Raw genomic sequence first — 26349 nt, 5'->3', positions numbered from 1 at the left:
TCGTGGGTGAAATCGGTCAGCGGGGACGCGAGGGGGGAATCAGTCCACGCCGAACTCCTGGTCGATGAAGGCGAACACATCGTCGGCGCTCGCCGTGTCGAGTCGTTCGGTGACGGTGTCGCCGTTCGCGCCGACCGCCTCGATCTCGGCGACCTTGGTGGTCATCCGCTGCAACCGTGTAGTGATCCGGGCGCGTTCGATCTTCTCCTTTGGCAGCGCCACCAGACTGGCCTCCAGCCGTTCCAGCTCGGCCAGCACCGAGTCCACCGACGAGGTGTCGGTCTGGCCGAGTTCGGCGCGGATACGGCGGGCCAGCACACTGGGCCGCGGGTGGTCGAACACCATCGTGGCGGGCAGCCGCAGCCCCGTGGCGGAGTTGAGGCGGTTGCGCAGTTCCACCGCCGTCAGCGAGTCGAAGCCGATCTCGCTGAACGGGCGGTCCCCGGTCGCGTCGGCGCTCGCGTGCCCGAGTACGGCCGCGGCCTCCGCCTGCACCAGTTCGGTGAGCAGCCGCTCCTGGTCCTCGGGGCTCAGCCCGGCCAGCCGTGCGACCAGCTCCGGCTGTCCCGCGCCGACCTCGGGCGCGTCCTCGGTCAGCAGCTCGATGACGTCGGGCAGTCCTCGCAGCAGCGGCCGGAACCGGGCCATGGTGTAGCCGGGGGCGAACCGTTCCCAGTCGATGTCGGCCACCACTCCGTGGGCGGTGCCACTGCCCACCATGTGTGCCATCGCCAGCGCCGCCAGCCGCGGGTCCATGGTCATCAGACCCGTGCGGCGCCACTGCGCGCCCATCATCGCGTCGATCGTGCCGAGCCCGCCGCCCCAGGCGCCCCACGCCACCGACGTTGCCGCCAGCCCCCGGGCGCGACGGCGCTGCGCCAGCGCGTCGAGGTAGGCGTTGCCGGCGGCGTAGGCGCTCTGGCCGCCGCTGCCCCAGGCCGCCGCACCGGACGAGAAGAGGACGAAGGCGTCCAACTCCCGTTCCCACAGCAGGTCGTCGAGGTGCCGCGCCCCGGCGATCTTCGCCTGGCCGATGTCGGCGAACTCGGCGAGTGTCATCTTCGACAGCGGCTTCTCCGGCAGTGCCAGCCCGGCGGCATGGACCACGGCCGACAGCGGCGCGCCGTCCGGGAGCTCCGCCAGTACGGCGGCGAGCTGCTCCCGGTCGGTCACATCACAGGCCGCGATGGTCACGTCCGCGCCCAGCTCGATCAACTCGGCTTCTAGCTCCGCCGCGCCCGGCGCCTGCGCACCCTGACGGCTGAGCAGTACCACATGCCGGGCGCCGTGCCCCGCGGCCCAACGGGCCACGTATGAGCCGAGGCCGCCGGTGCCGCCGGTGATCAGTACCGTGTCCCGTGGCTGCCACACCGGTGCCGGGGTCACCGCTTCGCGCCGCATCCGCCGGGCGAACACCCCCGACGCGCGCACCGCGACCTGGTCCTCCGCGTCCACTCCGGCGAGGACCGCGCACAGCCGGGCCAGAGCCGTCCCGTCCGGTGTCTGCGGCAGATCGACGATCCCGCCCCAGGTGGACGGCTGATCCAGCCCCTGCACCACGCCCATTCCCCACACCAGCGGCTGGAACTCACTGGTCACCTCGGAGGGCTCGCACACGGCGACCGCACCACGGGTCACGCACCACAGGGGAGCGGCGAGCCCGATCTCCTCCAGGGCCTGCATCAGCGCCACCGTGGCCGCCACGCCCCGGGAGAGGGTGCCGGGTTCGCGGATCCGCTCGTCCCATGCCAGCAGGGACACCACGCCGGTGTACTCGTCATCGGAGTCGTGGGACATCCGCTCCCGCAGGCACGCGGTCAACTCCGCCTGCTCCACGGTGTCCACCTCGACCACCACGGGGTCGGCGCCGTGCTCGGCCAGCGTGGCGACCACATCCGCCACCACGGCGTCGTCCGCCTGTGGCGAGGGGACGGCGACCAGCCACGTTCCCGGCAGTATCGGCGGCTCCCCGGTCGCCACCGGATCCCACGCGATGCGGTACGACCAGCTGTCCACGGTGGACTGGTCCTGATTGCGCCGCCGCCACGACGTCAGCCCCGGCAGAACGGGCTCCAGCGCCTTCTCCTCGACGCCGAGCGAATCGGCGAGGGAGGACAGGTCGCCCCGCTCCACGGCGTCCCAGAACACCCCGTCGGCCACCGCCTCCGGTACCTCGGACGGCGTGAGCCAGTAGTGGTGGTGTTGGAAGGGGTAGGTGGGGAGGGGTGTGGGGTGGGGGTGGGTGGTGGTGTAGAGGGTGGGCCAGTTGGGTGTGTGGCCACCGGTGAATAGTTCGGCGAGGTGGGTGAGGAAGCGGGTGGGGGTGTCGTCGTCGCGTCGGAGGGTGCCGGTGATGATGGCGTTGGGGGTGTCGTTTGCTTCGAGGGTTTCTTGGATGGCGGTGGTGAGGACGGGGTGGGGGCTTACCTCGATGAAGGTTCGGTAGCCGTCGTCGGCGAGGGTGCGGATGGTGTGCTCGAATTGCACGGTTTGGCGGAGGTTGCGGTACCAGTAGTCGGTGTCGGGGGTGTTGGGTTCGATCCATTGGCCGGTGACGGTGGAGAGCCAGGGGGTGGTGCCGGGCTTGGTGGTGATGTCGGCCAGGGTCTGTTGGAGTTCGTTCTTGATGGTGTCGACGTGTCCGGTGTGGGAGGCGTAGTCGACGGGGATGATGCGGGCCCTGGTGCCTTGGTCGGTGTAGTGGGTGTGGAGTTGGTGGAGGGCGTCGGTGTCGCCTGCGATGACGGTGGCGTTGGGGCTGTTGTGGGCGGCGATCCAGAGTTTGCCCTGCCAGGGGGTGAGTGTTTCCTCGATCTCTTCTCGTGAGGTGAGGACGGACATCATGCCGCCGTGTCCGGTGAGGTGGTGGGCGATGGTCTGGCTGCGGAGGGCGACGATTTTGGCTGCGGTGGTGAGGGTGAGGTGTCCTGCGACGTGGGCGGCGGCGATTTCGCCTTGGGAGTGGCCGATGACGGCGTCGGGGTGGATGCCTAGGGATTGCCAGAGGGCGGCGAGGGAGACGACGACGGCGAAGGTGGCGGGCTGGACGACATCGACACGCTCAAGGCTCGGCGCGTCGGGTGTGCCGGTGATGACGTCGATCAGCGACCAGTCGGTGTATGGGGCCAGGGCCTCGGCGCATTCGTTCAGCCTGGCGGCGAAGACTGGCGAGGTCTTGAGGAGTTGTGCTCCCATGCCGACCCATTGGGCTCCCTGACCGGGGAAGACGAACACGGTTTTGCCGTCCGCCCCGGTCTGTCCGGTGATCAGTTTCGGGTCGGGCCGTCCTTCTGCGAGTGCGCGGGCGGTGGTAATGCCAGCGTCGGTGTCCGTGGCGAGGATGACCGCGCGGTGTTCCAGGGCGGCGCGGGTGGTGGCCAGTGACCAGCCCACGTCCACCGCGCGCGGAGCATCCCCCGCCTCCAGGTGGCTGACCAGGCGCTCCGCCTGAGCCCGCAGCGCCGCAGGTGTCTTGCCGGACAGCACCCACGGCACCACCCCACCGGTGGCCACCAGCCCAGGAGCACCCGCGCTATCCGACTCCGCCTCGGCCACGGCAACTTCCTGTGCCTGCTCCAGGATCACGTGCGCGTTCGTCCCGCTGATGCCGAACGACGAGATCCCGGCCCGACGCGGGCGTCCCGTCTCCGGCCACGCCCGCGACTCGGACAGCAGCGACACCGCGCCCTGCGACCAGTCGACCTTGGTGGTCGGCTCATCGGCGTGCAGGGACTGCGGAAGCGTGCCGTGCCGCATCGCCAGCACCATCTTGATGAGGCCCGCGATGCCCGCGGCGGCCTGGGTATGGCCGACGTTGGACTTCAGCGATCCGAGCCACAGCGGCTCGTTCCCCGTGCGCTCCTGCCCGTAGGTGGCGAGGAGCGCCTGGGCCTCGATGGGGTCGCCGAGGGCGGTGCCGGTGCCGTGGGCCTCGACCGCGTCCACATCGGCCGCCGACAGCCCGGCGTTCGCCAGCGCCTGACGTATCACCCGCTGCTGGGAGGGGCCGTTGGGCGCGGTGAGGCCGTTGCTCGCGCCGTCCTGGTTCACCGCCGTACCGCGGATCACGGCCAGCACCTCGTGCCCGTTGCGACGAGCCTCGGAGAGCCGTTCCAGCAGCACCAGCCCAATACCCTCGCTGAAGGTCGTGCCATCGGCGCCCTCGCTGAAGGACTTGCTGCGGCCGTCCGGCGCGAGCCCTCGCTGGCGGGAGAAGCTGATGAAACCGCTGGGCTTGGCGATCACCGTCACACCACCGGCGAGGGCCATCGAGCACTCGCCCGCCCGCAGCGCCTGTACGGCGAGGTGCAGCGCCACCAGCGACGACGAGCACGCCGTGTCCACCGTCACCGCGGGGCCCTCCAAGCCCAGCAGATAGGCCACGCGACCGGAGGCCACACTCGTGGTGCTGCCGGTCATCAGGTACCCCTCCAACTCCGGCGGGGACGCCTCGGAGTGGCCGATGTACCCCTGGTCGATGACTCCGGCGAACACCCCGACGGCCTGTCCGCGCACGGACATCGGATCGATGCCCGCCCGCTCGAACAGCTCCCATGAGGTCTCGGCGAGCAGCCGCTGCTGCGGATCCATCGCCAGTGCCTCACGCGGCGAGATGCCGAAGAATTCGGCGTCGAAGTTGCCGGCACCGCTGAGGAATCCGCCTTCGCGCACATACGACTTGCCCACGGCGTCCGGGTCGAGGTCGAAGAGTGTGTCCAGGTCCCAGCCCCGGTCCGAGGGGAACGGGCCGATCGCGTCCCGGCCCTGGGACACCAGATCCCACAGCTCCTCCGGGCCGGTGACCTTGCCGGGCAGTCGGCAGTTCATCGACACGATGGCCACCGGGTCATCGGCCGGGTCCACCGCCGCGGCGCGCACCACCGCCGACGCCGACGGCGAGGCCGTGTCCCCGGCCACCACGGACCGCAGATGTGTGGCCATCGCCTCCGGTGTCGCGTAGTCGAACACGACCGTCGCGGGCAGGCGCAGCCCGGTCGCGCCGGAGAGCCGGTTGCGCAGTTCCACCGCGATGAGCGAGTCGACACCGATCTCGCTGAACGCACGCCGGGCGTCCACGGCGTCCCTCCCGGTGTGCCCGAGCACGGTCGCAGTGTGGTCCCTTACCAGGTCCAGCAGCAGCCGGTGCCGGTCGGCCTCGGACAGCGCCGCAAGCCGGGCCGTAAGGCCTCCCTCGGCGGATGCGCCCGCCATGGACCGCAGGGTGTGGCGGGTCGGCCGGAGGAGGCCGGTGAGCAGTGGCGACACATCACCCGGAGCGGGCTCGCCCCGCAGCGCGCCGGAATCCAGCCTCGCGGCGTCCAGCCTCGCCGTGTCCAGCTTCGCCGGTACGACCAGGGGCAGCCCCAGGCCGAGGGCGCTGTCGAAGAGGCTCAGGGCGTGTTCGGTGCTCATCGGGCGGACGACACCGTGCTTGGCGCGATCCCGGTTCGCCGTGACCAGCGCGGCGGACAGGTCGCTGGTCTCCGCCCACAGACCCCAGGCCAGTGACAGCCCGGCCAGCCCCGCCGCGCGCCGCTGCTGCATGAAGGCGTCGAGGACGGTGTTGGCGGCGGCGTAGTTGGCCTGGCCCGCGTTCCCGAGGATTCCGGCGGCGGATGAGTACACGGCGAAGAGGGACAGGTCGTGGTGGCGCGTGAGGTCGTGCAGATGGGTGACCGCGTCGACCTTGGGGCGGAAGACGGTGTCGACGCGGTCGGGGTCGAGGGTGGTGATGGTGCCGTCGGCGAGGGCGCCGGCGGTGTGCACGACCCCGGTGAGGGGGTGTGCGGCCGGGATGTCGGCCAGGAGGGCCGCGAGTTGGCCGCGGTCGGCGATGTCGCAGGCGGTGATCCGCACCCGCGCGCCGAACGTGGCCAGCTCGTCGTGGAGTTCGGCCGCCCCGGGGGCGTTGGGCCCCTGGCGGCTTGCGAGGACCAGGTGGCGTACGCCGTGGTGGGCCACGAGGTGGCGGGCGACGGCCGAGCCGAGGGTGCCGGTGCCGCCGGTGACCAGGACCGTGCCATCCGGATCCAGGGCGCGGGGGAGAGTGAGCACGATCTTGCCGGTGTGGCGGCCCTGACTCATCCAGCGGAACGCGTCGGGAGCGCGGGTGATGTCCCACGGCCGGGTGGGCAGCGGGGGGACCAGGCCCCGCTCGAACAGGTCCACCAGCTCGACCAGCAGCTCCTGGATACGGTCCGGCCCCGCGTCCGCGCCCAGGTCGAACGCGCGATACACGCGGTCCGGGTGGGCGGCGCTCACCTCGGCCGCGTCCCGGATGTCGGTGCGTCCCATCTCGATGAACCTGCCGCCGGGGTTGAGCAGTCGCAGCGAGGCGTCGATGTGTTCGCCGGTGAGGGAGTTGAGGACGAGGTCGGCGGTGGGGAAGGTCCGGGCGTAGGCGAGGTCGCGGCTGGAGGCGCGCCGTTCCTCGGGCACGCCGAGCTGTTCGAGGATGTGGTGTTTGGCGGGATGGGCGGTGGCGAGGACGGTGGCGCCGAAGTGGTGGGCGAGGTGTACGGCGGCCATGCCGACACCACCGGCGGCGGCGTGCACCAGCACCGTCTCACCCGGCCGGACGTGGCCCAGGTCCCGTAGAGCGTACAGCGCGGTGAGAAAGGCGACCGGCACTCCGGCCGCCGTCGTGAACGACCAGTCGCGCGGCATTCGTACGACCGTCCGCCGGTCCGCCACCACCAGCGGCCCGAACGAACCGGGCAGCATGCCCATCACCCGGTCGCCCACGGCCAGATCCGCCACACCCGGGCCGACCTCGGTCACCACACCGGCCCCCTCGGTGCCGATCTCCGCCTCGTACATCCCGAGGGCGATGAGCACATCGCGGAAGTTCTGGCCGGCGGCGCGCACCGCGATCCGCACCTGGCCCGCCTCCAACGGCGCCTCCGCCACGGGGTGGGGCACCAGGGCGAGGTTCTCCAGCGTGCCGCGTTCGGTGACGTCCAGATGCCACGCGGTGGATGCCGGTACCGCCAGTCCCGGGCGCACCCGCACCAGACGTGGCACCCATGCGACTCCGCCACGCAGGGCGAGCTGGGGTTCCTCCGTGGCCAGCGCGGCGGGCAGGGCCTCGGCCGACCGGTCGTCGGTGTCGATCACGTACACCCGGCCCGGGTGTTCGGCCTGCGCGGCGCGCACCAGGCCCCACACCGCGGCGGCGGCCGGGTCGGTGACCTCGGCGTCGTCATGTACCGCCATGGCGCCCGCGGTGAGCACCACCAGGCGGCTGTCGGCGAGGCCTTCATCGCTGATCAGACGCTGTATCGCGGCCAGTGCCCGACCGGTCAGCTCACGGGCGCGCTCCGGCAGTTCGCCGCCCTCCGCGCCGTACGCCCGGGTGTCGGCCACGACCACCGGCGGCCACGCGTCGTCGTCGCGCACGGCGTCCAGGTCCGTCCACGACGCCTCGTGCCGGGCAAGGGGATGCTCGGTCCACTCCACGGCGAACTGGGAGAACCGGGAGTCCACGCTGGACGAGGGCGATGTGGCGCGAAGCTGCTCCGCGGTGGTCTCCCTCAGCACCAGCGATCCGACGGTCACCACGGGCACGCCGTGCGGATCGGTCGCGTGCAGCGACAGGTTGTCCGGCCCGGTGGAGGTGACCCGAACCCGCAGGGCCGTGGCGCCGCCTGCGTGCAACTGCACGCCGTTCCACGAGAACGGCAGATACGTCGCGCCACCGGGCTCGTTGTCCGGGCAGAAGTTGCTCGCGTGGAGCGCGGCGTCCAGCAGCGCCGGATGGATGCCGAAGCGGCCCGCGAGTTCATGCTGCTCGTCGCTGAGGTTGATCTCGGCGAACACCTCACCGTCGAGGGTCCACGCGGCGGTGAGCCCGCGAAACACCGGTCCGTACTCATAACCCGTCGCGGCCAGGCGGTCGTAGAAGCCCTCCAGGGCGACGGGCTCCGCCCCGGCGGGCGGCCACTGCCGCTCCGCCTCGACGGGAGCGACCACCCGCGGGGACAGTACGCCCGAGGCGTGCTCGACCCAGGGCTCGGACTCGTCGAGGCGGGAGTAGACCCGTACCGCACGGCGTTCGTCGTCCTCTGCCGCACCGACCAGGACCTGCACCTGAAGCGCGCCGTCCGTGGGCAGCGGCATGGGCCGGCCGAGGACCAGCTCCTCCAGCACCGGGGTACCGGTCTCGTCCCCCGCACGTACGGCCAGCTCCACGATCGCCGTACCCGGCACCAGGGCGACACCCGAAAGCATGTGGTCCGCCAGCCAGGACTGCGCCGACGGCGCCAGCCGCCCGGTGAGCAGCACGCCTCCGGTGTCCGGCACGCTCACCACGGCCCCCAGCAGCGGATGCGCCGCCTCGCGCAGGCCGACGGAGCCGACGTCTCCGGGGTGGCCCGTGGCGGCCAGCCAGTAGTGCTGGTGCTGGAAGGGGTAGGTGGGCAGGGGGACTTGGGAGGGCGAGGTTCCGGCGTAGGCGATGGGCCACTGGACCGGTATTCCGGTGGTGGAGAGTTCTGCGAGGTGGGTGAGGAAGCGGTGGGGGCTGTCGTCGTCGCGGCGGAGGGTGCCGGTGATGGTGGTGGGTGTGTCGGGGTGGGTTTCGGTGGTGTCTTGGATGGCGGTGGTGAGGACGGGGTGGGTGCTGATTTCGATGAAGGTTCGGTAGCCGTGGTGGAGGAGGTTTTGGGTGGCTTGGTGGAAGCGGACGGTGTGGCGGAGGTTGCGGTACCAGTAGTCGTTGGTGATGTGGGTGGGGTCGGCCCAGTCGGCGTCTACGGTTGACATCCAGGCGACCTCACCGGGTGTGGCGGTCACGTCGTCGAGCAGTTGGTGCAGCTCATCCTTGATGGTGTTGACGTGGCCGGAGTGTCCGGCGAAGTCGACGCCGGGGAGTTGCCAGCGGTAGATCTTGGCTTTGGAGAGGGTTTTGCCGAATTCGGCGAGTGCGTCGGGGTCTCCGGATATGGAGACGGAGGCGGGGCCGTTGACGGCGGCGATCCACAGGCGTCCGTCCCACGGGGCCAGTGCTTCCTCGACCCATTCTTGGGTGGCGAGGACGGACATCATGCCGCCGTGTCCGGTGAGGTGGCGGGCGATGGCCTGGCTGCGCAGGGCCACGATCTTGGCGGCGGTGGTGAGACTGAGGTGTCCGGCGACGTGGGCGGCGGCGATTTCGCCTTGGGAGTGGCCGATGACGGCGTCGGGGTGGATGCCGTTGGCCTGCCAGAGTGCGGCGAGGGAGACCATGATGGCGAAGGTGGTGGGTTGAAGGACGTCAACGCGGTCCAGCGACGGGGGATGGGGCGCGCCGGTGATGACGTCGATCAGCGACCAGTCGGTGTAGGGGGCCAGGGCCTCGGCGCACTCGTGGAGCCGAGCCGCGAAGACGGGTGAGGTCTGGAGCAGTTGGGCTCCCATCCCTGCCCACTGCGCTCCCTGGCCCGGGAAGACGAAGACCGTCTTGCCGTGGGTGGTGGCGTGACCGGTGGTGAGGCTGGGGTGGGGTTGTTCCGTGGCGAGGGCGGTGAGAGCGGCCGTGGCCTCCCTGCCCTCGGTGTCGGTCATGATGACGGCGCGGTGGTCGTGGAGGGTGCGGGTGGTGGCCAGGGACCAGCCGATGTCCACGGGGTGTGCGTCCACGCCGGATTCCAGGTGGTCCAGCAGGCGTTGGGCCTGCGCCCGCAGGGCTGCCGGGCTCTTGGCGGACAGAACCCAGGGCACGCTCCCGCCGGTCGCCACGAGCCCGGGGGTGTCCGTACCGTAGTCCGGCTTCGGCGCGGCTTCGGGTTCCGGTTCGGGTGCCTGCTCCAGGATGAGGTGGGCGTTGGTCCCGCTGATGCCGAAGGAGGAGATCCCGGCTCGGCGTGGGTGGCCGGTCTCCGGCCAGGGCCGGGCCTCGGTGAGCAGGGACGCCGCCCCCGACGCCCAATCCACCTCAGGCGTTGGCTCGTTCGCGTGCAGGGACCGCGGCAGGGTGCCGTGCCGCATCGCCAGCACCATCTTGATGACGCTGGACACGCCCGCCGCCGCCAGCGTGTGTCCGATGTTCGACTTCAGCGATCCGAGCCACAGCGGCTCGTCCCCCGTGCGCTCCTGCCCGTAGGTGGCCAGGACCGCCTGGGCCTCGATGGGGTCGCCGAGGGCGGTACCGGTGCCGTGTGCCTCGACCGCGTCCACATCGGCCGCCGACAGCCCCGCGTTCGCCAGCGCCTGACGTATCACCCGCTGCTGCGACGGCCCGTTCGGCGCGGTGAGGCCGTTGCTCGCCCCGTCCTGGTTCACCGCCGTACCGCGGATCACGGCCAGCACCTCGTGGCCGTTGCGGTGGGCGTCGGACAGCCGCTCCAGCAGCAGTACGCCGACGCCCTCACTGAAGGTCGTGCCGTCCGCGCCCGCGCCGAACGCCTTGCACAGGCCGTCCGGCGCCAGACCGCGCTGGCGCGAGAACTCCACGAACGCCGAGGCCCGCCCCATCACCGTGGCGCCCCCGGTCAGGGCCATCGAGCACTCGCCCTGCCGCAACGCCTGTACGGCCCAGTGCATGGCCACCAGTGAGGAGGAGCAGGCCGTGTCCACCGTGACCGCCGGGCCCTCCAGGCCCAGTACATACGCCACCCGGCCGGAGGCGACACTCGTCGCCGAGCCGGTGAGCAGGTAGCCCTCCAGGTCTTCGGGGGCGGGCCCGCCGCGCACGCCGTAGTCCTGGTTGATGACACCGGCGAACACGCCGATGTCCCGGCCTCCCACCGCCGTCGGATCCATGCCCGCCCGCTCGAACGCCTCCCAGCAGGCTTCCAGGAACAGCCGTTGCTGCGGGTCCATCGCCAGCGCCTCGCGCGGCGAGATGCCGAAGAAGTCCGCGTCGAAACCGGCCGCGTCCTCGAGGAAGCCACCGCGCAGCACATAGGAGGTGCCACTGTGGTCCGGGTCCGCGTCGAACAGCGCCTCCAGGTCCCAGCCCCGGTCGCGGGGGAAGTCGGTGATGCCGTCGCGCTCGCCCAGCAGCAGGTCCCACAGCCCGTCCGGGTCGGTCACTCCGCCCGGCAGTCGGCAGCTCATCGCCACCACGGCGATCGGCTCGTCCGCCGCGGCCACGGTGCGCACGGCCACCGGGGCCGCGGCGGCGGGCGCCGGACCGCCGCCCAGCTCGGTGTGGAGCAGCTCGGCGAGTAGGGCCGGGGCCGGGTGGTCGAAGAGCAGCGTCGCGGGCAGCCGCAGCCCGGTCGCCGAGTTGAGCCGGTTGCGCAGCTCGACCGCCGTCAGCGAGTCGAAGCCCATCTCCTTGAACGCCACCGTCGGCTCGATCGCCTCCGGGCCGGAGTGGCCGAGGACCACCGCGGCCTCCGCCCGCACCAGGTTGAGCAGGAACTCCTGGCGCGCGGCGGGCGACAGCGCGGCCAGCTGCCCCGCGAGGCCACCGGCCGCCGGGACCGAGGCCACGGCGCGCGCGGTGCGCCGCACCGGCCGTGCCAGCCCGCGCAGCAGCGGGGACACCTCGGCGTCCGGCGCGCGGAGGGCCGTGAGGTCGACTTTCGCGGCCATGAGCGCGGGCAGCCCGGACCGCAGCCCGGTGTCGAACACCCGCAGCGCCTCGGCGTTGTCCATGCCCAGCACCCCCGCGCGCCGGGTGCGGCGTACGTCGGTGGCGTCCATCGTCGCCGTGAGCGTGCTGGTCTCGCTCCACAGCCCCCACGCCAGCGAGGTGGCGGGCTGGTGGCGGGCGTGCCGCCACTGCGCGAAGGCGTCGAGGAAGGCGTTGGCGGCGGCGTAGTTGGCCTGGCCCGCGTTGCCGAGCGTTCCGGCGGCGGAGGAGTAGATGACGAACGCCGCCAGGTCGTGGTTGTCCTGGACGAGGTCGTGGAGGTGGGTGACGGCGTCGACCTTGGGGCGGAAGACGGTGTCGAATCGGTCCGGGGTGAGTGCGGTGAGGATGCCGTCGTCCAGGGTCCCGGCGGTGTGGACCACGGCGGTGAGGGGATGGTCGGCCGGGATGGCGGCGAGGGCGGCGGCGAGTTGGCCGCGGTCGGCGGCGTCGCAAGCGGCGATGCGGACGGTGGCGCCGAGTTCGGTGAGTTCGGCGGTCAGGTCCGTGGCGCCGGGGGCGTCGGGGCCCTGGCGGCTGAGCAGCAGCAGATGGCGTGCGCCGTGCTGGGTGATGAGGTGGCGGGCGATGGTGGCGCCGAGGGTTCCGGTGCCGCCGGTGACCAGGACCGTGCCGTCAGGGTCCAGGGCGCGGGGGAGGGTGAGCACGATCTTGCCGGTGTGACGGCCCTGACTCATCCAGCGGAAGGCCGTCGGCGCCTGGGTGACGTCCCAGTGCCGTACGGGCAGCGGCTGGATCGCGCCCTGTCGGAACAGCTCCACCAGCTCCGCGAGCAACTCCCGGATGCGGTCCGGCCCCGCGTCGCCTCCCAGGTCGTACGCCTGGTAGCCCACACCGGGATGTGCTTCGGCGACCGCGGCGGGGTCGCGGATGTCGTTCTTGCCCATCTCCATGAACCGGCCACCGGCGCCGAGCAGCCCCAGCGAGGCGTCCACATACTCGCCGGTGAGGGAGTTCAGCACCACGTCCTGCGCGGGGAACGCCGAGGCGAAGCCGAGGTCGCGGCTGGACGCCAGGTGCTCCTCCGGCACCCCCAGCGCGGTCAGCACATGGTGCTTCGACGGATGGGCGGTGGCATACACGGTGGCGCCGAAGTGCCGCGCCAGCTGGACGGCGGCCATGCCCACCCCGCCCGCGGCGGCATGCACCAGCACCCTCTCACCCGGCTGGACGTCGCCCAGGTCCCGCAGCCCGTACAGCGCCGTCAGATAGGCCACCGGCACCCCGGCGGCCGTGGCGTACGACCAGCCCTCGGGGATCGGCGCCACGGTTCGCGCGTCCGCGGTGGCCACCGGGCCGAACGAGCGCGGGAACAGGCCCATCACCCGGTCGCCCACGGCCAGACCCTCGACACCCGGACCGACCTCGGTCACCACACCGGCACCCTCGCCGCCAAGGCCCTCCTGGCCCGCCACGCCGCCGAGCGCGACGAGCACATCCCGGAAGTTCTGACCGGCGGCCCGGACCTCGATCCGGACCTGACCGGTGGCCAGTGGCGCGGTGGCCTCCGGATCCGGCCGCAGCACCAGGTTCTCCAGGCTGCCCTTCTCCGAGACGTCCAGATACCAGTGTTCGTGCTCGGGTACGGCGAGACCCTGCGGCGACCGCACCAGACGAGGCGCCCACGGCAGCCCACGGCGCAGCGCCAACTGCGGTTCGCCGGACGCCACCGCGGCCGACAGCGCCTCCCGCGATGCGTCGTCGGTGTCCACCAGGGCGATACGGCGGGGGTGTTCGGACTGGGCGGAGCGGACCAGGCCCCAGATCGCGGCGGCGGCCGGATCGGTGACCTCGGCGGTGTCGTGCACGGACACCGCGCCTTCGGTGAGCAACACAATCCGGACGTCGGTGAGTTCGGGTCGGTCGACCCACTGCCGCACCAGTTCCAGAGCGTGGGTGGCCAGGTCCCGGGTTCGGGCGGGCAGGCCGACGCCATCGGTGGCCCAGGCCGTGGTGTCGATGACCATGGCCTCGGGCCGGTCCTCGCCCGCGATGACGCGCGCGATGAGTGCGTCCACGTTGGCATGGGCGTCGCGGTCGGCGTGCGCGTCGGCGTCGCCGAGGGTGGCCCAGGAGACCTCGGTGCCGGCGGTGGCGGGGTGCTCGGTCCAGTCCAGCGCGAAGAGCGCGTCAGCGGACCGATCGGCGCCGCTGGAGGCGGCGGCCAGTTGCTCGGCACTGATGGCCCGGAGCACCAGGGAGTCCACCGACGCGACGGGGGAGCCGGTGCTGTCGAACAGGCTGATGGTGAACGAATCCGTGCCGGTGGCGCGGGCGCGCACCCGGACGGCGGTGGCTCCCGCCGCCAGCAGCCGTACGTCGTTCCATACGAAGGGAAGTGGGGTCTGGCCCGGGGTCGGGGGAACACAGAAGTTGCTCGCGTGCAGTGCGGCGTCCAGCAGCGCCGGGTGGATTCCGAACCGGCCGGCCACCTCCGACTGCTCCTCCGGCAGCGCGGCCTCCGCGTACACCTCGCCGTCGCGCTTCCACACCGCCCGCAATCCGCGGAACGCGGGCCCGTACTCGTACCCGGCCTGGGCGAGGGTGTCGTAGAAGTCGTCCAGAGCGACCGGCTCGACACCGGGCGGCGGCCACTCGGCGGCGCCGTCCTCCGGGCCGTCCCGCATGCCGTCCCGCGTGCCGTCCTCGGCCGAGCCGTCCGGCTGTGTGGCGAGTGTGCCCGAGGCGTGCTCAAGCCACTCCTGGGCCGCGTCGGCGCGGGAGTAGATCCGCACGCTTCGCCGCCCGTTCTCCGCGCCGCCGACGAGCACCTGTACGTGCGGCGCGCCGTCTTCGGGCAGTGTCATCGGCTGGCCGATGACCAGCTCTTCCAGGGTGGGGGTGTCGGTCTCGTCTCCGGCGCGGATGGCGAGCTCGGCCATCGCGGCGCCGGGCAGCAGCACCGTTCCGGAGACGGCGTGGTCGGCCAGCCAGGGGTGGGTGGCCAGCGACAACTGCCCGGTGAGCAGCACCCCGCCGGTGTCGGGCACGCTCACCACGGCCCCGGCCAACGGATGGCCGGTGTCCTGGAGACCCACGGCACTCACATCGCCCGCGCCGCTGCCTCGCGTGAGCCAGTAGTGGTGGTGTTGGAAGGGGTAGGTGGGGAGGGGTGTGGGGTGGGGCTGGGTGGTGGTGTAGAGGGTGGTCCAGTTGGGTGTGTGGCCACCGGTGAATAGTTCGGCGAGGTGGGTGAGGAAGCGGGTGGGGGTGTCGTCGTCGCGTCGGAGGGTGCCGGTGACGGTGGTGTGGGGGGTGTCGTGTGCTTCGAGGGTTTCTTGGATGGCGGTGGTGAGGACGGGGTGGGGGCTGACTTCGATGAAGGTGCGGTAGCCGTCGTCGGCGAGGGTGCGGATGGTGTGCTCGAATTGCACGGTTTGGCGGAGGTTGCGGTACCAGTAGTCGGTGTCGGGGGCGTCGGCTTCGATCCATTGGCCGGTGACGGTGGAGAGCCAGGGGGTGGTGCCGGGGGAGGCGGTGACGCCGTCGAGGACGTGGTGTAGCTGGTCTTTGATGGTGTCGACGTGTCCGGTGTGGGAGGCGTAGTCGACGGGGATGATGCGGGCCCTGGTGCCTTGGTTGGTGTAGTGGGTGTGGAGTTGGTGGAGGGCGTTGGTGTCGCCTGCGATGACGGTGGCGTTGGGGCTGTTGTGGGCGGCGATCCAGAGTTTGCCGTGCCAGGGGGTGAGGTCGATGGTGTTGGCGGGGGTGGCGAGGGACATCATGCCGCCGTGTCCGGCGAGGTGGTGGGCGATGGTCTGGCTGCGGAGGGCGACGATTTTGGCTGCGGTGGGGAGGGTGAGGTGTCCGGCGACGTGGGCGGCGGCGATTTCGCCTTGGGAGTGGCCGATGACGGCGTCGGGGTGGATGCCTAGGGATTGCCAGAGGGCGGCGAGGGAGACGACGACGGCGAAGGTGGCGGGCTGGACGACATCGACACGCTCAAGGCTCGGCGCGTCGGGTGCGCCGGTGATGACGTCGATCAGCGACCAGTCGGTGTACGGGGCCAGGGCCTCGGCGCATTCGTTCAGCCTGGCGGCGAAGACCGGCGAGGTCTTCAGGAGTTGTGCTCCCATGCCGACCCATTGGGCTCCCTGACCGGGGAAGACGAACACGGTCTTGCCGTCCGCCCCGGTCTGTCCGGTGATCAGCTTTGGGTCGGGCCGTCCTTCCGCCAGTGCGCGGGCGGTGGTAATGCCAGCGTCGGTGTCCGTGGCGAGGATGACCGCGCGGTGTTCCAGTGCGGCGCGGGTGGTGGCCAGTGACCAGCCCACGTCCACCGCACGCGGAGCATCCGCCGCCTCCAGGTGGCTGACCAGGCGCTCCGCCTGAGCCCGCAGCGCCGCAGGTGTCTTCCCGGACAGCACCCACGGCACCACCCCGCCGGTGGCCACCAGCCCAGGAGCACCCGCGCCATCCGACTCCGCCTCGGCCATGGCAACTTCCGGTGCCTGTTCCAGGATCACGTGCGCGTTCGTCCCGCTGACGCCGAAGGAGGAGATTCCGGCGCGACGCGGGCGTCCCGTCTCCGGCCATGCCCGCGCCTCGGACAGTAGCGATACCGCCCCCGAAGCCCAATCCACCTTGCTCGTGGGCTCGTCGGCGTACAGCGTCTTCGGCAGCACGCCATGCCGCATGGCCTGCACCATCTTGATCACACCGGCTACACCCGCCGCCGCCTGCGCATGCCCGATGTTGGACTTCAACGACCCCAGCCAGAGCGGCCGATCCTCCGACCGTTCCTGCCCGTAGGTGGCCAACAGGGCCTGGGCCTCGATCGGGTCGCCGAGGCTCGTACCGGTGCCGTGTGCCTCGACCGCGTCCACATCGGCCACCGAGAGCCCGGCGTTCGCCAGGGCTTGCCGGATCACCCGTTCCTGGGAGGGGCCGTTGGGCGCGGTGAGGCCGTTGCTCGCCCCGTCCTGGTTGACCGCCGTACCACGGACGACGGCCAGCACCTGGTGCCCGTTGCGGCGGGCGTCCGACAGCCGCTCCAGCAGCACCAGACCGACACCCTCGGACCAGTTGGTGCCGTCCGCGCCCTCCGCGAAGGACTTGCAGCGGCCGTCGGGGGCGAGGCCGCGCTGGCGGGAGAACTCGATGAACGACGTCGGCCTGCTCATCACCGCGACACCCCCGGCGAGCGCCGACGAGCACTCGCCCGTGCGCACCGCCTGAACCGCCAGGTGCAGCGCCACCAGCGAGGACGAGCAGGCCGTGTCCACGGTCACCGCGGGCCCGGTCAGGCCCAGTGCGTAGGCCACGCGTCCGGAGACGACGCTCCCTGCGCTGCCCACGCCGAGATGGCCCTCCAGGCCCTCCGCCGCGGTCCCGGCGTCGGTCCCGTAGTCGTGGTACATCACTCCGCTGAATACGCCGACGTCGGTGCCGTGCAGCGACGTCGGGTCGATTCCGGCGTTCTCGAACGTCTCCCACGCCGTCTCCAGCAGCAGCCGCTGCTGCGGGTCCATGGCCAGCGCCTCACGGGGTGAGATGCCGAAGAAGGCGGCGTCGAACCCGCCCGCGTCGCCGAGGAAGCCGCCCTCGCGTACGTAGGACGTGCCCACCGCGTCCGGATCGGCGTCGAACAACCCGGCCAGGTCCCAGCCCCGGTCCTCCGGGAACCCGGCGATCGCATCCCTGCCGTCGGAGACCAGTCGCCACAGGTCCTCGGGCGTCCTGACCTCGCCCGGGAGGTGGCAGCCCATCGCGACGATCGCCACCGGCTCGTCGGACACCCCGCGCGCCCGCACCGGCGCCTGCTCCCGCTCCCCCCGCCGCCCGGTGATCTCCCGCACCAGATGGTGCCCCAGCGCGGCGGGGGTCGGGTGGTCGAAGACCACCGTGGCGGTGAGCCGTGCGCCGGTGGCCGCGTTCAGCCGGTTCCTCAGCGCGACCGCGGTCAGTGAGGTGAAGCCGAACGCGCTGAACGCCTGGTCGGCCTCAACGGCGTCGGCCGAGGCCAACCCCAGTACCGCAGCCGCGTGTTCGCGCACCAGCGCCAGCGCCGTGCGCTGTCGGCCGGACTCGCTCTCGGCTTCCAGCCGCCGCCGGAACTCCGCGACGGCGGGCTCGTCCGACGTCGGTACGCCGGACGGCGCGTCCACCAGGTGGCGCAGCACCGCGGGCACCGGTTCGCCGCCCGGCAGACCCGTGGTGCTCGGCCGGAGCAGCACCAGCGGGCCCTGGTCGGCGGTCAGCGCCGCGTCGAAGAGCGCCAGCGCCTCGGGCAGGGGAACGGCACCGGCCACCGGCGCGGCGCCATGCTCGCCCGGCAGCGGGCCCCATGCCAGGGCCAGCCCGCCCAGGCCCAGCGCCCGGCGCCGCCGCACCAGGGCCTCGCCGAACTGGTCGGTGGCCGCCCGCTCCGGGCGGCCCGGCGAGCCCAGCACCCCCGCCGCGGAGGTGACGACGACGAACAGCGCCGGGCCGGCCCGCCGGGTCCGCTCCTCCAGATGTGTCATGCCACGCAGCGACGCGTCGAGCGACCGCTCCGGGCCGGGGTCCGCGATGTGCACCGTGGCGGTCACCGGCCGGTCCAGTGCGTCAAGCACCGCGTCGAGCGCCGTCCGGTCGGCCGGATCGCATACGGCCATCGAGACCTCTGCCCCGACCAGCCCCAACTCGGTGCGCAACGCGGCCGCCGCGTCCTCCGGCAGACCGTTGGCGCTGAGCAGCAGCAGGTGGCGGGCGCCGTACGCGGTCACCAGGTGGCGGGCCAGCGCGGTGCCACGGGCGGTGTCGCCGCCGGTGATCACGACCAGTCCGTCCGGGTCGAGGGCCGGGGCGGGGTCCGGCTCCGCCGGGACCGAGATCCGCGTCAGGCGTGGCACCAGCAGTACGCCGGTACGTATCGCCGCCTGGTCGTGCCCGTCCTCGACGGCACGCCGCAGCGCGGCCTCCCGGCCGTCCTCCCCGCCCCCGCCGTCGTCCATGGACACGTCACCGCGTGCCGACACATCGCCGTGTGCGGACACGTCCCCGTTTCCGAACGCGTCCCCGTCCGCGGACACGTCCATGTCCCGGTGCGCGGCCACGCCCCCGCCCCCGGCCACGCCCCCATCCCCGGCCACGCCCTCGTCCCCGTCCCCGCCCACGTCCACCAGCGTCAAACGGCCGGGGTACACCGCCTGTAGCGACCGCACCACACCCCACAGCGCCGCCGCCAATGGCTCCGGCGCGGCCTCCACGGCGCCCGTGGCCACCGCATCCGTCGTGGCCACCACGAACCTCGTCCCGGCCAGCCGGTCGTCGGCCAGCCACGCGCCCAGCCGGGCCGCCAAACCGCCGGTCGGGTCCTGCCCCTCATCCGGCATATCCCGCACCGCGGGCGCCACCACGACCACATCCGGGCTCGGTGAGCCGTCCGCCACAACAGCGCTGTCCACCACCCGTACGTCCAGCCCGACGCCCCGCAACCCCTCCGCGAGGCCGAGCGCGTCGGAGTCCGCCAGCGCCCAAGTGCCGTTCCCGCCGTTCCCCGCCGGGGCGTTCGGCAGCGCCGCCTGCGGCACCCAGTCCAGCCGCAGCAGCGAGTCGTACTGGCCGTCCCCGGCGGCCCGCAGCCGTGCGGGCAGCTCCAGCAGCACATGCCGGGTGATCTTCCCCGAGGCGGTGCGCGGCACCCGCGCGATCTCGTAGATCTCCTCCGGGACCTTGAAGTACGACAGCCGCTCGCGGCAGGTGGCCAGCAGCGCCGATGGATCGAAGCCGTCCGGGCCGGGCACCACGAAGGCCACCGGCACCTCGCCGAGCACCGGGTGCGGCTTGCCCACCACGGCCACGTCCGCCACACCGGGCACGGTGCGCAGCACGGCCTCGACCTCGCCCGGGTGGATGTTCTCCCCGGCGCGGATGATGAGTTCCTTGATCCGGCCCGTCACCGTGCAGAATCCGGCCTTGTCGCGGCGGCCGAGGTCCCCGGTGCGGTACCAGCCGTCGCGCAGCGCCGCGGCCGTCGCCTCCGGCTGGTTGTGGTACCCGGCCATGATGTTCGGCCCGGACACCCAGAACTCGCCCTCCTGCCCGGCCGGAACGTCCACACCGGTGTCCGGGTCCACCAGCCGCACCGTCAGCCCCGGCACCGGCAGCCCGCACGAGCCCTCGACCCGCTGGCCGGTGGGCCAGTTCACCGCGATCGAGCCACAGGTCTCGGTGCTGCCGTACGCGTCGACGAGCGGCACCCCGAAGGTGGACTCGAACGACCTGACCAGGTCCGCCGTGGCCACCGCCCCGCCCACGAGGGCGATCCGCAGCTGGGGCGCGGCGAAGTCACGCTCCCGCGCCGCCTCGATCAGGTGGTGGTAGAGCGTCGGTACTCCGGCGACGAAGGTCGAGCGGTCCTCGCGCAGCGCCTCCAGCACATCGGCCGTCGACACCCCGTCCACGATCCGGGTGCTGGCCCCCACGGCGGTCGCCGCCAGCAGGCATACGATGTGCGAAAGGCTGTGGAAGAGGGGAAGCGGCCACAGCACGCGGTCTTCGGCGGTCAGCCCCGTCACGGGTACGTAGCAGGCGGCCAGGGACCACAGGCAGTTCCGTTGTGTGGACAGCACGCCCTTCGGCAGGCCGGTGGTGCCCGAGGTGTAGAGCATCCACGCGATCTCGTCCAGGCCCAGGTCATCGCGGGCCGCCAGCTCCGGCTCCGTGTCCGGCAGCGGCTCGAACGCGACGAATCCCTTCGGCAGCGGACCGTCCCCGCTGACCACCACCCTCAGCTCCGGGAACCGCTCCCGCAGCCGGTCGAACTGATCGGCGTGGGCGATGTCGGTGAGCACCAGCCGGGCGCCGCTGTCGGCGAGCAGATACGAGAGCTCCGCATCGGTCGAACGCGGGTTGACCGGCACCGTGATGGCGTTCGCGCGCAGGACGCCGAAGTAGCTCTCCAGCATCTCGACGCGATTGCCCAGACAGATCATCGCGCGGTCGCCGGGGTGCAGCCGCAGCCCGGCGAGATGACCGGCCAGCCGCCGGGTACGGCGCTCGAGTCCGGCGTGGCTGACCGTACGATGGCCATCGGAACAGGCCGGCTTGTCACCGAAGCGATCCGCGTTGGCCTGGAGCAGTTCCGGCACCGGCCGGATCAGGTCAGTCCGTAGCATGCCGCCACACCTCTCGGTTCGAAGCAGGGCGCGCGGGAGTGGCGACCGACCCGCGCGGAATCGCCCCGTGCGCGGGACGGCCGCGCTCCGGTTGCGCGGCCCGAGGGAAAGAAGGCCCGGGAGAGAAAGCTCCAACGAGCTCGAAGAAGCTCGCCGCTGTTGTGGAAATTCTTGTTCCGGCAGCGAGCGGACCGTCCCCTAAACATCCCCCTCATTCCCCCTGAGGCTTTCGCACGGGGGCTCTACAAGCATGTAGATTCTGTTTTCTCCCCACAATGGAGGTATTACTGAGAAGGAGATGCAGATGACGCTGTGGGACCGCCTCAGGGACTCGGTCCAGACGATGCAGGCTCAGCTCACGGCGAAGAAGCACGAGTTGCAGAGCGGGGCCTTCCGGGACGCGAGCATGGCCATGTGCGCCCTGGTGGCGGCGGCGGACGGCACGATCGACCCGTCCGAGCGGCAGCGTGTCGCCCAGCTCATCGCCACCAATGACGTGCTCCAGAACTTCCCCCCGGACGATCTGCACCGCCGCTTCGAGGACCACCTCGACGAGCTCATCACGGACTTCGTGCTCGGCACGGCGAGCGCCATGCGGGAGATCGGCAAGGCGAAGCGGAGGCCCGCCGAGGCGCGGGCCGTCATCCAGATCGGCATCGTCATCGGCTGCGCCGACGGCTACTTCGACGAGAGCGAACGGGACGTCGTCCGCGAGGCGTGCTCAGCCCTGGACATCCCCCCGACCGAGTTCGACCTCCACCGCCCCCTCCGCGTCCCCCGCCCCTACCGGGCCCCGGACGAGCTCCCAGGGGCGGCCGGCGGCCGGGTGTCCGGGCGGGCGGACGCCGGTACGGGACGGGGGATACGCCCCGGGGCGGCCGTACCCGGCGACGACCTCCAGGTCTTCCTCAAGGCGCTGACCAGCGGAACCCGTCAGAAGCTCTTCGCGCACTTCGCCGACGGGGAGGAGCTGACCGTCGGCGAGGCCGCCGAACGTGCCGGACTCGGCCCGTCGACCACCTCCGAGCACCTCGCGGTCCTCCGGCGCGGCGGCCTGCTCCAGTCGACCCGCAGCGGCAAGCTGGTCCGTTACCGCGCGGACCGGGAGGGCATCGCCGAACTGCTCGGGCAGCTCCATTCCTACCTCCTCGCCCCCTCCGAACCGCAGGACCCCCCTCCCAGCCCATGACTAGTGCCGCGACCGCACGGATTCGCCGGATCGGGCGCCTTCGCGGGGCCCACAGGCCGTATGATCCCCGCTCACAGGCGCCCTCCAGGCCCTGTGCGGTGGAGTTAACCCCTGGTGACCGGCCTGAGAGACCTGCGCAATGAGCGGTTCGTACGGTCACGGAAGGCTGGACTGGACCGAGCACAGGACAAGGAGGCGCCCGTGGTCGCGTCGGGTTCCCGGAGCGAGGACACGACGAACACGACGAACACGACGAAGGTGCGGACGGTCTGCTCGTACTGCGGTGTGGGATGCGGCTTGGTCCTCGACGTCGGCAGGGGGCCGGACGGGCGCCGTACGGTCCTGAGGGCCTCCGGGGACAAGGAACACCCCGCGAACTTCGGCCGGCTGTGCACCAAGGGCGCCACCACGGCCGATGTGCTCGCCGCCCCCGGGCGGCTGACCACGGCGCTCCGGCGTCCGCACCGTGAGGAAGAGCCGGTGCCGATATCCAGGGAAGCGGCGATCGCCGAGACGGCGCGCCGGCTGCGGGCGATCGTCGACGAGCACGGGCCGGACGCGGTCGCCCTCTACGTGTCCGGGCAGATGAGCCTGGAGGCGCAGTACCTCGCGAACAAACTCGCCAAGGGGTTCCTCCGCACCAACCAGATCGAGTCGAACTCCCGGCTGTGCATGGCCAGTGCCGGCACCGGCTACAAGCTCTCGCTGGGCGCGGACGGGCCACCGGGCTCCTATCAGGACTTCGACAAAGCCGATGTCTTCCTCGTCATCGGCTCCAACATGGCCGACTGCCACCCCATCCTCTTCCTGCGGATGATGGACCGGGTGAAGTCGGCCGGTGCCAAGCTGATCGTCGTCGATCCGCGCCGAACCGCCACCGCGGCCAAGGCCGACCTGTTCTTGCAGATCAAGCCGGGTACGGATCTGGCACTGCTCAATGGTCTGCTGCACCTGCTGCATGCGAACGGCCACACCGACGCCGGGTTCATCGCCGCGCACACCGAGGGCTGGGAGGCGATGCCGGAGTTCCTCGCCGACTACCCGCCCGCCACCGTCGCCGAGATCACCGGCATCCCGGAAGACGACATCCGCGAGGCCGCCCGGCTGATCGGCGGGGCGGGCGAGTGGATGAGCTGCTGGACGATGGGCCTCAACCAGTCCACGCACGGCACCTGGAACACCAACGCGCTCGTCAACCTCCATCTCGCCACGGGCGCGATCTGCCGCCCGGGCAGCGGCCCCTTCTCCCTGACCGGGCAGCCCAACGCCATGGGCGGCCGGGAGATGGGCTACATGGGTCCGGGCCTCCCCGGTCAGCGGTCGGTGCTCGCCGACACCGACCGGGCCTTCGTCGAGAACCTGTGGGAGCTGCCGCCGGACACGATCCGCGCGGACGGCGTCGGCAAGGGCACCGTCGAGATGTTCCGGAAGATGGCCGACGGGGACATCAAGGCGTGCTGGATCATCTGCACCAACCCGGTCGCCTCCGTGGCGAACCGCAAGACGGTCATCGAGGGCCTGGAGGCGGCCGAATTCGTCGTCACGCAGGATGTCTTCGCCGAGACGGAGACAAACGCGTACGCCGATGTCGTGCTGCCCGGCGCGCTGTGGACCGAGGCCGAGGGCGTCCTGATCAACAGCGAGCGCGACCTCACCCTGGCCCGGCCGGCCGCCGATCCGCCCGGCGAGGCGATGGCGGACTGGCGGATCATCGCGGCCGTGGCGCGTGCCATGGGCTTCGAGAGGGGCTTCGCGTACGACAGCGCGGAGGAGGTCTTCGAGGAGATCAGGCGCGCTTTCAACCCGTCGACCGGCTGGGACCTGCGCGGAGTGAGCTACGAGCGGCTGCGCTCCACCCCGGTCCAGTGGCCCGCCGCGAGCGCCGAGGGAGCCGACCGCAATCCGATCCGGTACGTCGGTGAGGACGGCTCGCTGAGCTTCCCGACCGCGAGCGGCCGTGCGGTCTTCCACCCCCGCCCGCACATACCGGCCGCGGAGCTGCCCGACGACGACTACCCGTACACACTCAACACGGGCCGACTACAGCATCAGTGGCACACGCTGACGAAGACGGCCAAGGTGCCCGGGCTGAACAAGCTCAACCCCGGTCCCTTCGTGGAGTTGCACCCGCGGGACGCGGCCGAGCTGGGCGTCGCCGAGGGGGATTCGGTGGAGGTCGCCTCGCGGCGCGGCCGGGCCGTGCTGCCCGCGGTCGTCACCGACCGGGTGCGGCCGGGCTGTTGTTTCGCGCCGTTCCACTGGAACGACCTTTTCGGGGAGTACCTCAGTGTGAACGCGGTGACCGGCGACGCCGTCGATCCGCTGTCGTTCCAGCCCGAGTTGAAGGTGTGCGCGGTTTCGCTGACCAAGGTGGCCACTCCGGTGACGGTGCGGACTCCGGGGACGGCGGACGCACAGTCCGCGGCGCCCGCGTCGTCCACGGCGGCCACGGCGGCCACGGCGGCCACGGCGGCCACCAAGGCCGTGTCGTCCACCGCGGGCACGGTGGTCCCGCCCCCGCCCGCCGTCCTCCCCACAGCGTCCGCTCCCGGCCTGTTCGGGCTGGAACCCGCCCCGCCGCCGGTCCTCACCGAACCCGAACGCCGCTATCTGACCGGCTTCCTCGCCGGCATCCCGTCCGGCACCCCAGGCGTGCCGGTGCTGCCCGTGGACGCCCCCTTCAGCCCGTCGCACGCCCTGTGGGTGAACGGCGTGCTGGCCGGGATGTACTCCAGAACCGAGGTGACGCGTCCCACCGCGCACGACGTCGGCGACTCGCCGCGGCCGCCCTCCCCGCCCGCCGACGCGCCGCGCCGCCAGGTCGTGATCCTCTGGGCTTCCCAGACCGGGAACGCCGAGGAGTTCGCGGCCGCCACGGTGGAGCGGCTCACCGCGCACGGCCACACCGCCTCCCGCGTGTCCATGGACGAGGCCGACCTCGCCGCGCTGCCATCCGACGCCGACCTGCTGCTGATCACGAGCACCTTCGGCGACGGGGACGCGCCGGACAACGGCGCCCGCTTCTGGGCCGCCCTCGCCGCGTCCGACGCCCCGCGCCTGCCGGACCGGCGCTACTCCGTCCTGGCCTTCGGCGACTCCTCCTACGACGACTTCTGCGGCCACGGCCGCCGCCTCGACCGGCGTATGGAAGAGCTGGGCGCGGTGCGGCTGGCGCCGCGCACCGACTGCGAACCGGACTACGAGACCGAGGCCGGGGCATGGCTCGACCAGGTGCTCATCGCGCTGAAGAGCGCGGAGCAACCGGTCCCCGCCCCGGCCCTCGCCCCCGCCCCGGCCCCGGCCCCCGCACCCGCTCCGGCCCCCATAGCCGGGACGGCCCCCCGGCCGAGCCGTCCCGCTCCTGCCACCGCCCGCCTGACCGGCAACCGTCGCTTGAGCCTGCCGGGCGCGGGCAAGGAGGTCCGCCGCATCACCTTCGACACCCGCGACGGCCAGACCCCACTGGGCTACGAGGCGGGTGACGCCCTGGCGGTGCAACCGCTCAACCGGCCCGAGCTCGTGACCGAGTGGCTGGCCCTCACCGGTCTCGACGCGAACGCGACCGTCCAGGTCGAGAGCGTGGGGGAGGTGCCCTTCGCCGAGGCCCTGTCGCGCCACCTCGACATCACCCGCATCACTCCCGGCCTGCTGCGCTTCGTCGCCGATCGAACCCGCGGCCCCCGCGATCTGCGGAAGCTCCTGCGCCCGGACAACAAGGGGGAGCTGGCGAAGTGGTCCTGGGGACGGCAGGCCGTGGACGTATTGGCCGAGTCCGGCGTCCGGGCCGGGGCGCAGGAGTGGACCGATCTGCTGGGGCGCCTGCGGCACCGCCTGTACTCCATATCCTCCAGCCCGCTGACCGACCCGCACCTGGTGTCGCTGACGGTCTCCGTCGTCCGTTACGAGAACCTGGGCGGCCGTCCGCGCCAGGGCGTCTGCTCCCCGTTCCTCGCCGACGCCGAGCCGGGCACCCCGGTGCCGGTCCGGGTCCAGCGGGCCCCGCACTTCCGCCCGCCCGCCGACCCCGCCACGCCGACGGTGATGGTCGGCCCCGGTACCGGTATCGCGCCCTTCATCGCCTTCCTGGAGGAGCGCCGGGCCCGCGGCCACCGCGCCCCGAACTGGCTGTTCTTCGGGGAACAGCACCGCGCGACCGACTTCTACTACGAGGAGGAGCTGACCGGGTTCCTCGCCGAGGGCGTCCTCACCCGCCTGGACACCGCGTTCTCCCGCGACGAGCGCGCCAAGAAATACGTCCAGGACCGCATGCGGGAACACGGCCCCCTGCTGTGGTCCTGGCTCCAGGACGGCGCCCACTTCTACGTCTGCGGCGACGCTTCCCGCATGGCCAAGGATGTCGACCAGGCCCTGCGGGACATCGCCACCGTCCACGGCGGCCTGGACGAGGCCGAGGCGGCGGCGTACGTCAAGCAGCTCGCCACCGACAAGCGCTATCTGCGCGACGTCTACTGACCGCC

3 protein-coding genes and 1 pseudogene are annotated in these 26349 nt (G+C 72.0%); 3 read left to right on the top strand and 1 reads right to left on the bottom strand.

The genetic code is table 11. The features are described from left to right. Positions 1-39 precede the first annotated feature (39 nt). Complete coding sequence (locus ACJX2R_RS08395) at positions 40-20682, bottom strand: type I polyketide synthase (protein WP_413099496.1); 20643 nt, start codon at positions 20680-20682, stop codon at positions 40-42. A 304-nt stretch (positions 20683-20986) separates the two neighbouring features. Here ACJX2R_RS08395 and ACJX2R_RS08390 point away from each other — a divergent pair. The 3 genes and pseudogenes from ACJX2R_RS08390 to ACJX2R_RS08380 all read left to right on the top strand — a co-directional run. Continuing rightward, positions 20987-21439: pseudogene (locus ACJX2R_RS08390) on the top strand (tellurite resistance TerB family protein); the annotation flags it as partial. Between the two features lie 69 nt (positions 21440-21508). Continuing rightward, positions 21509-21871, top strand: coding sequence for an ArsR/SmtB family transcription factor (locus ACJX2R_RS08385; protein WP_413105802.1), 363 nt, complete (start codon positions 21509-21511; stop codon positions 21869-21871). Positions 21872-22072: 201 nt separating this feature from the next. Next, positions 22073-26344: a molybdopterin-dependent oxidoreductase gene (locus ACJX2R_RS08380; protein WP_413105801.1), complete on the top strand. Its 4272-nt coding sequence runs from the start codon at positions 22073-22075 to the stop codon at positions 26342-26344. Positions 26345-26349: the final 5 nt, after the last annotated feature.

The sequence above is a fragment of the Streptomyces sp. Inha503 genome (assembly GCF_047215865.1).
GTDB classification, from domain to species: Bacteria; Actinomycetota; Actinomycetes; order Streptomycetales; family Streptomycetaceae; genus Streptomyces; species Streptomyces lycopersici.
Note: the sequence above shows the minus strand (reverse complement) of the source record. Positions and strands in the feature narration are given on the sequence as shown.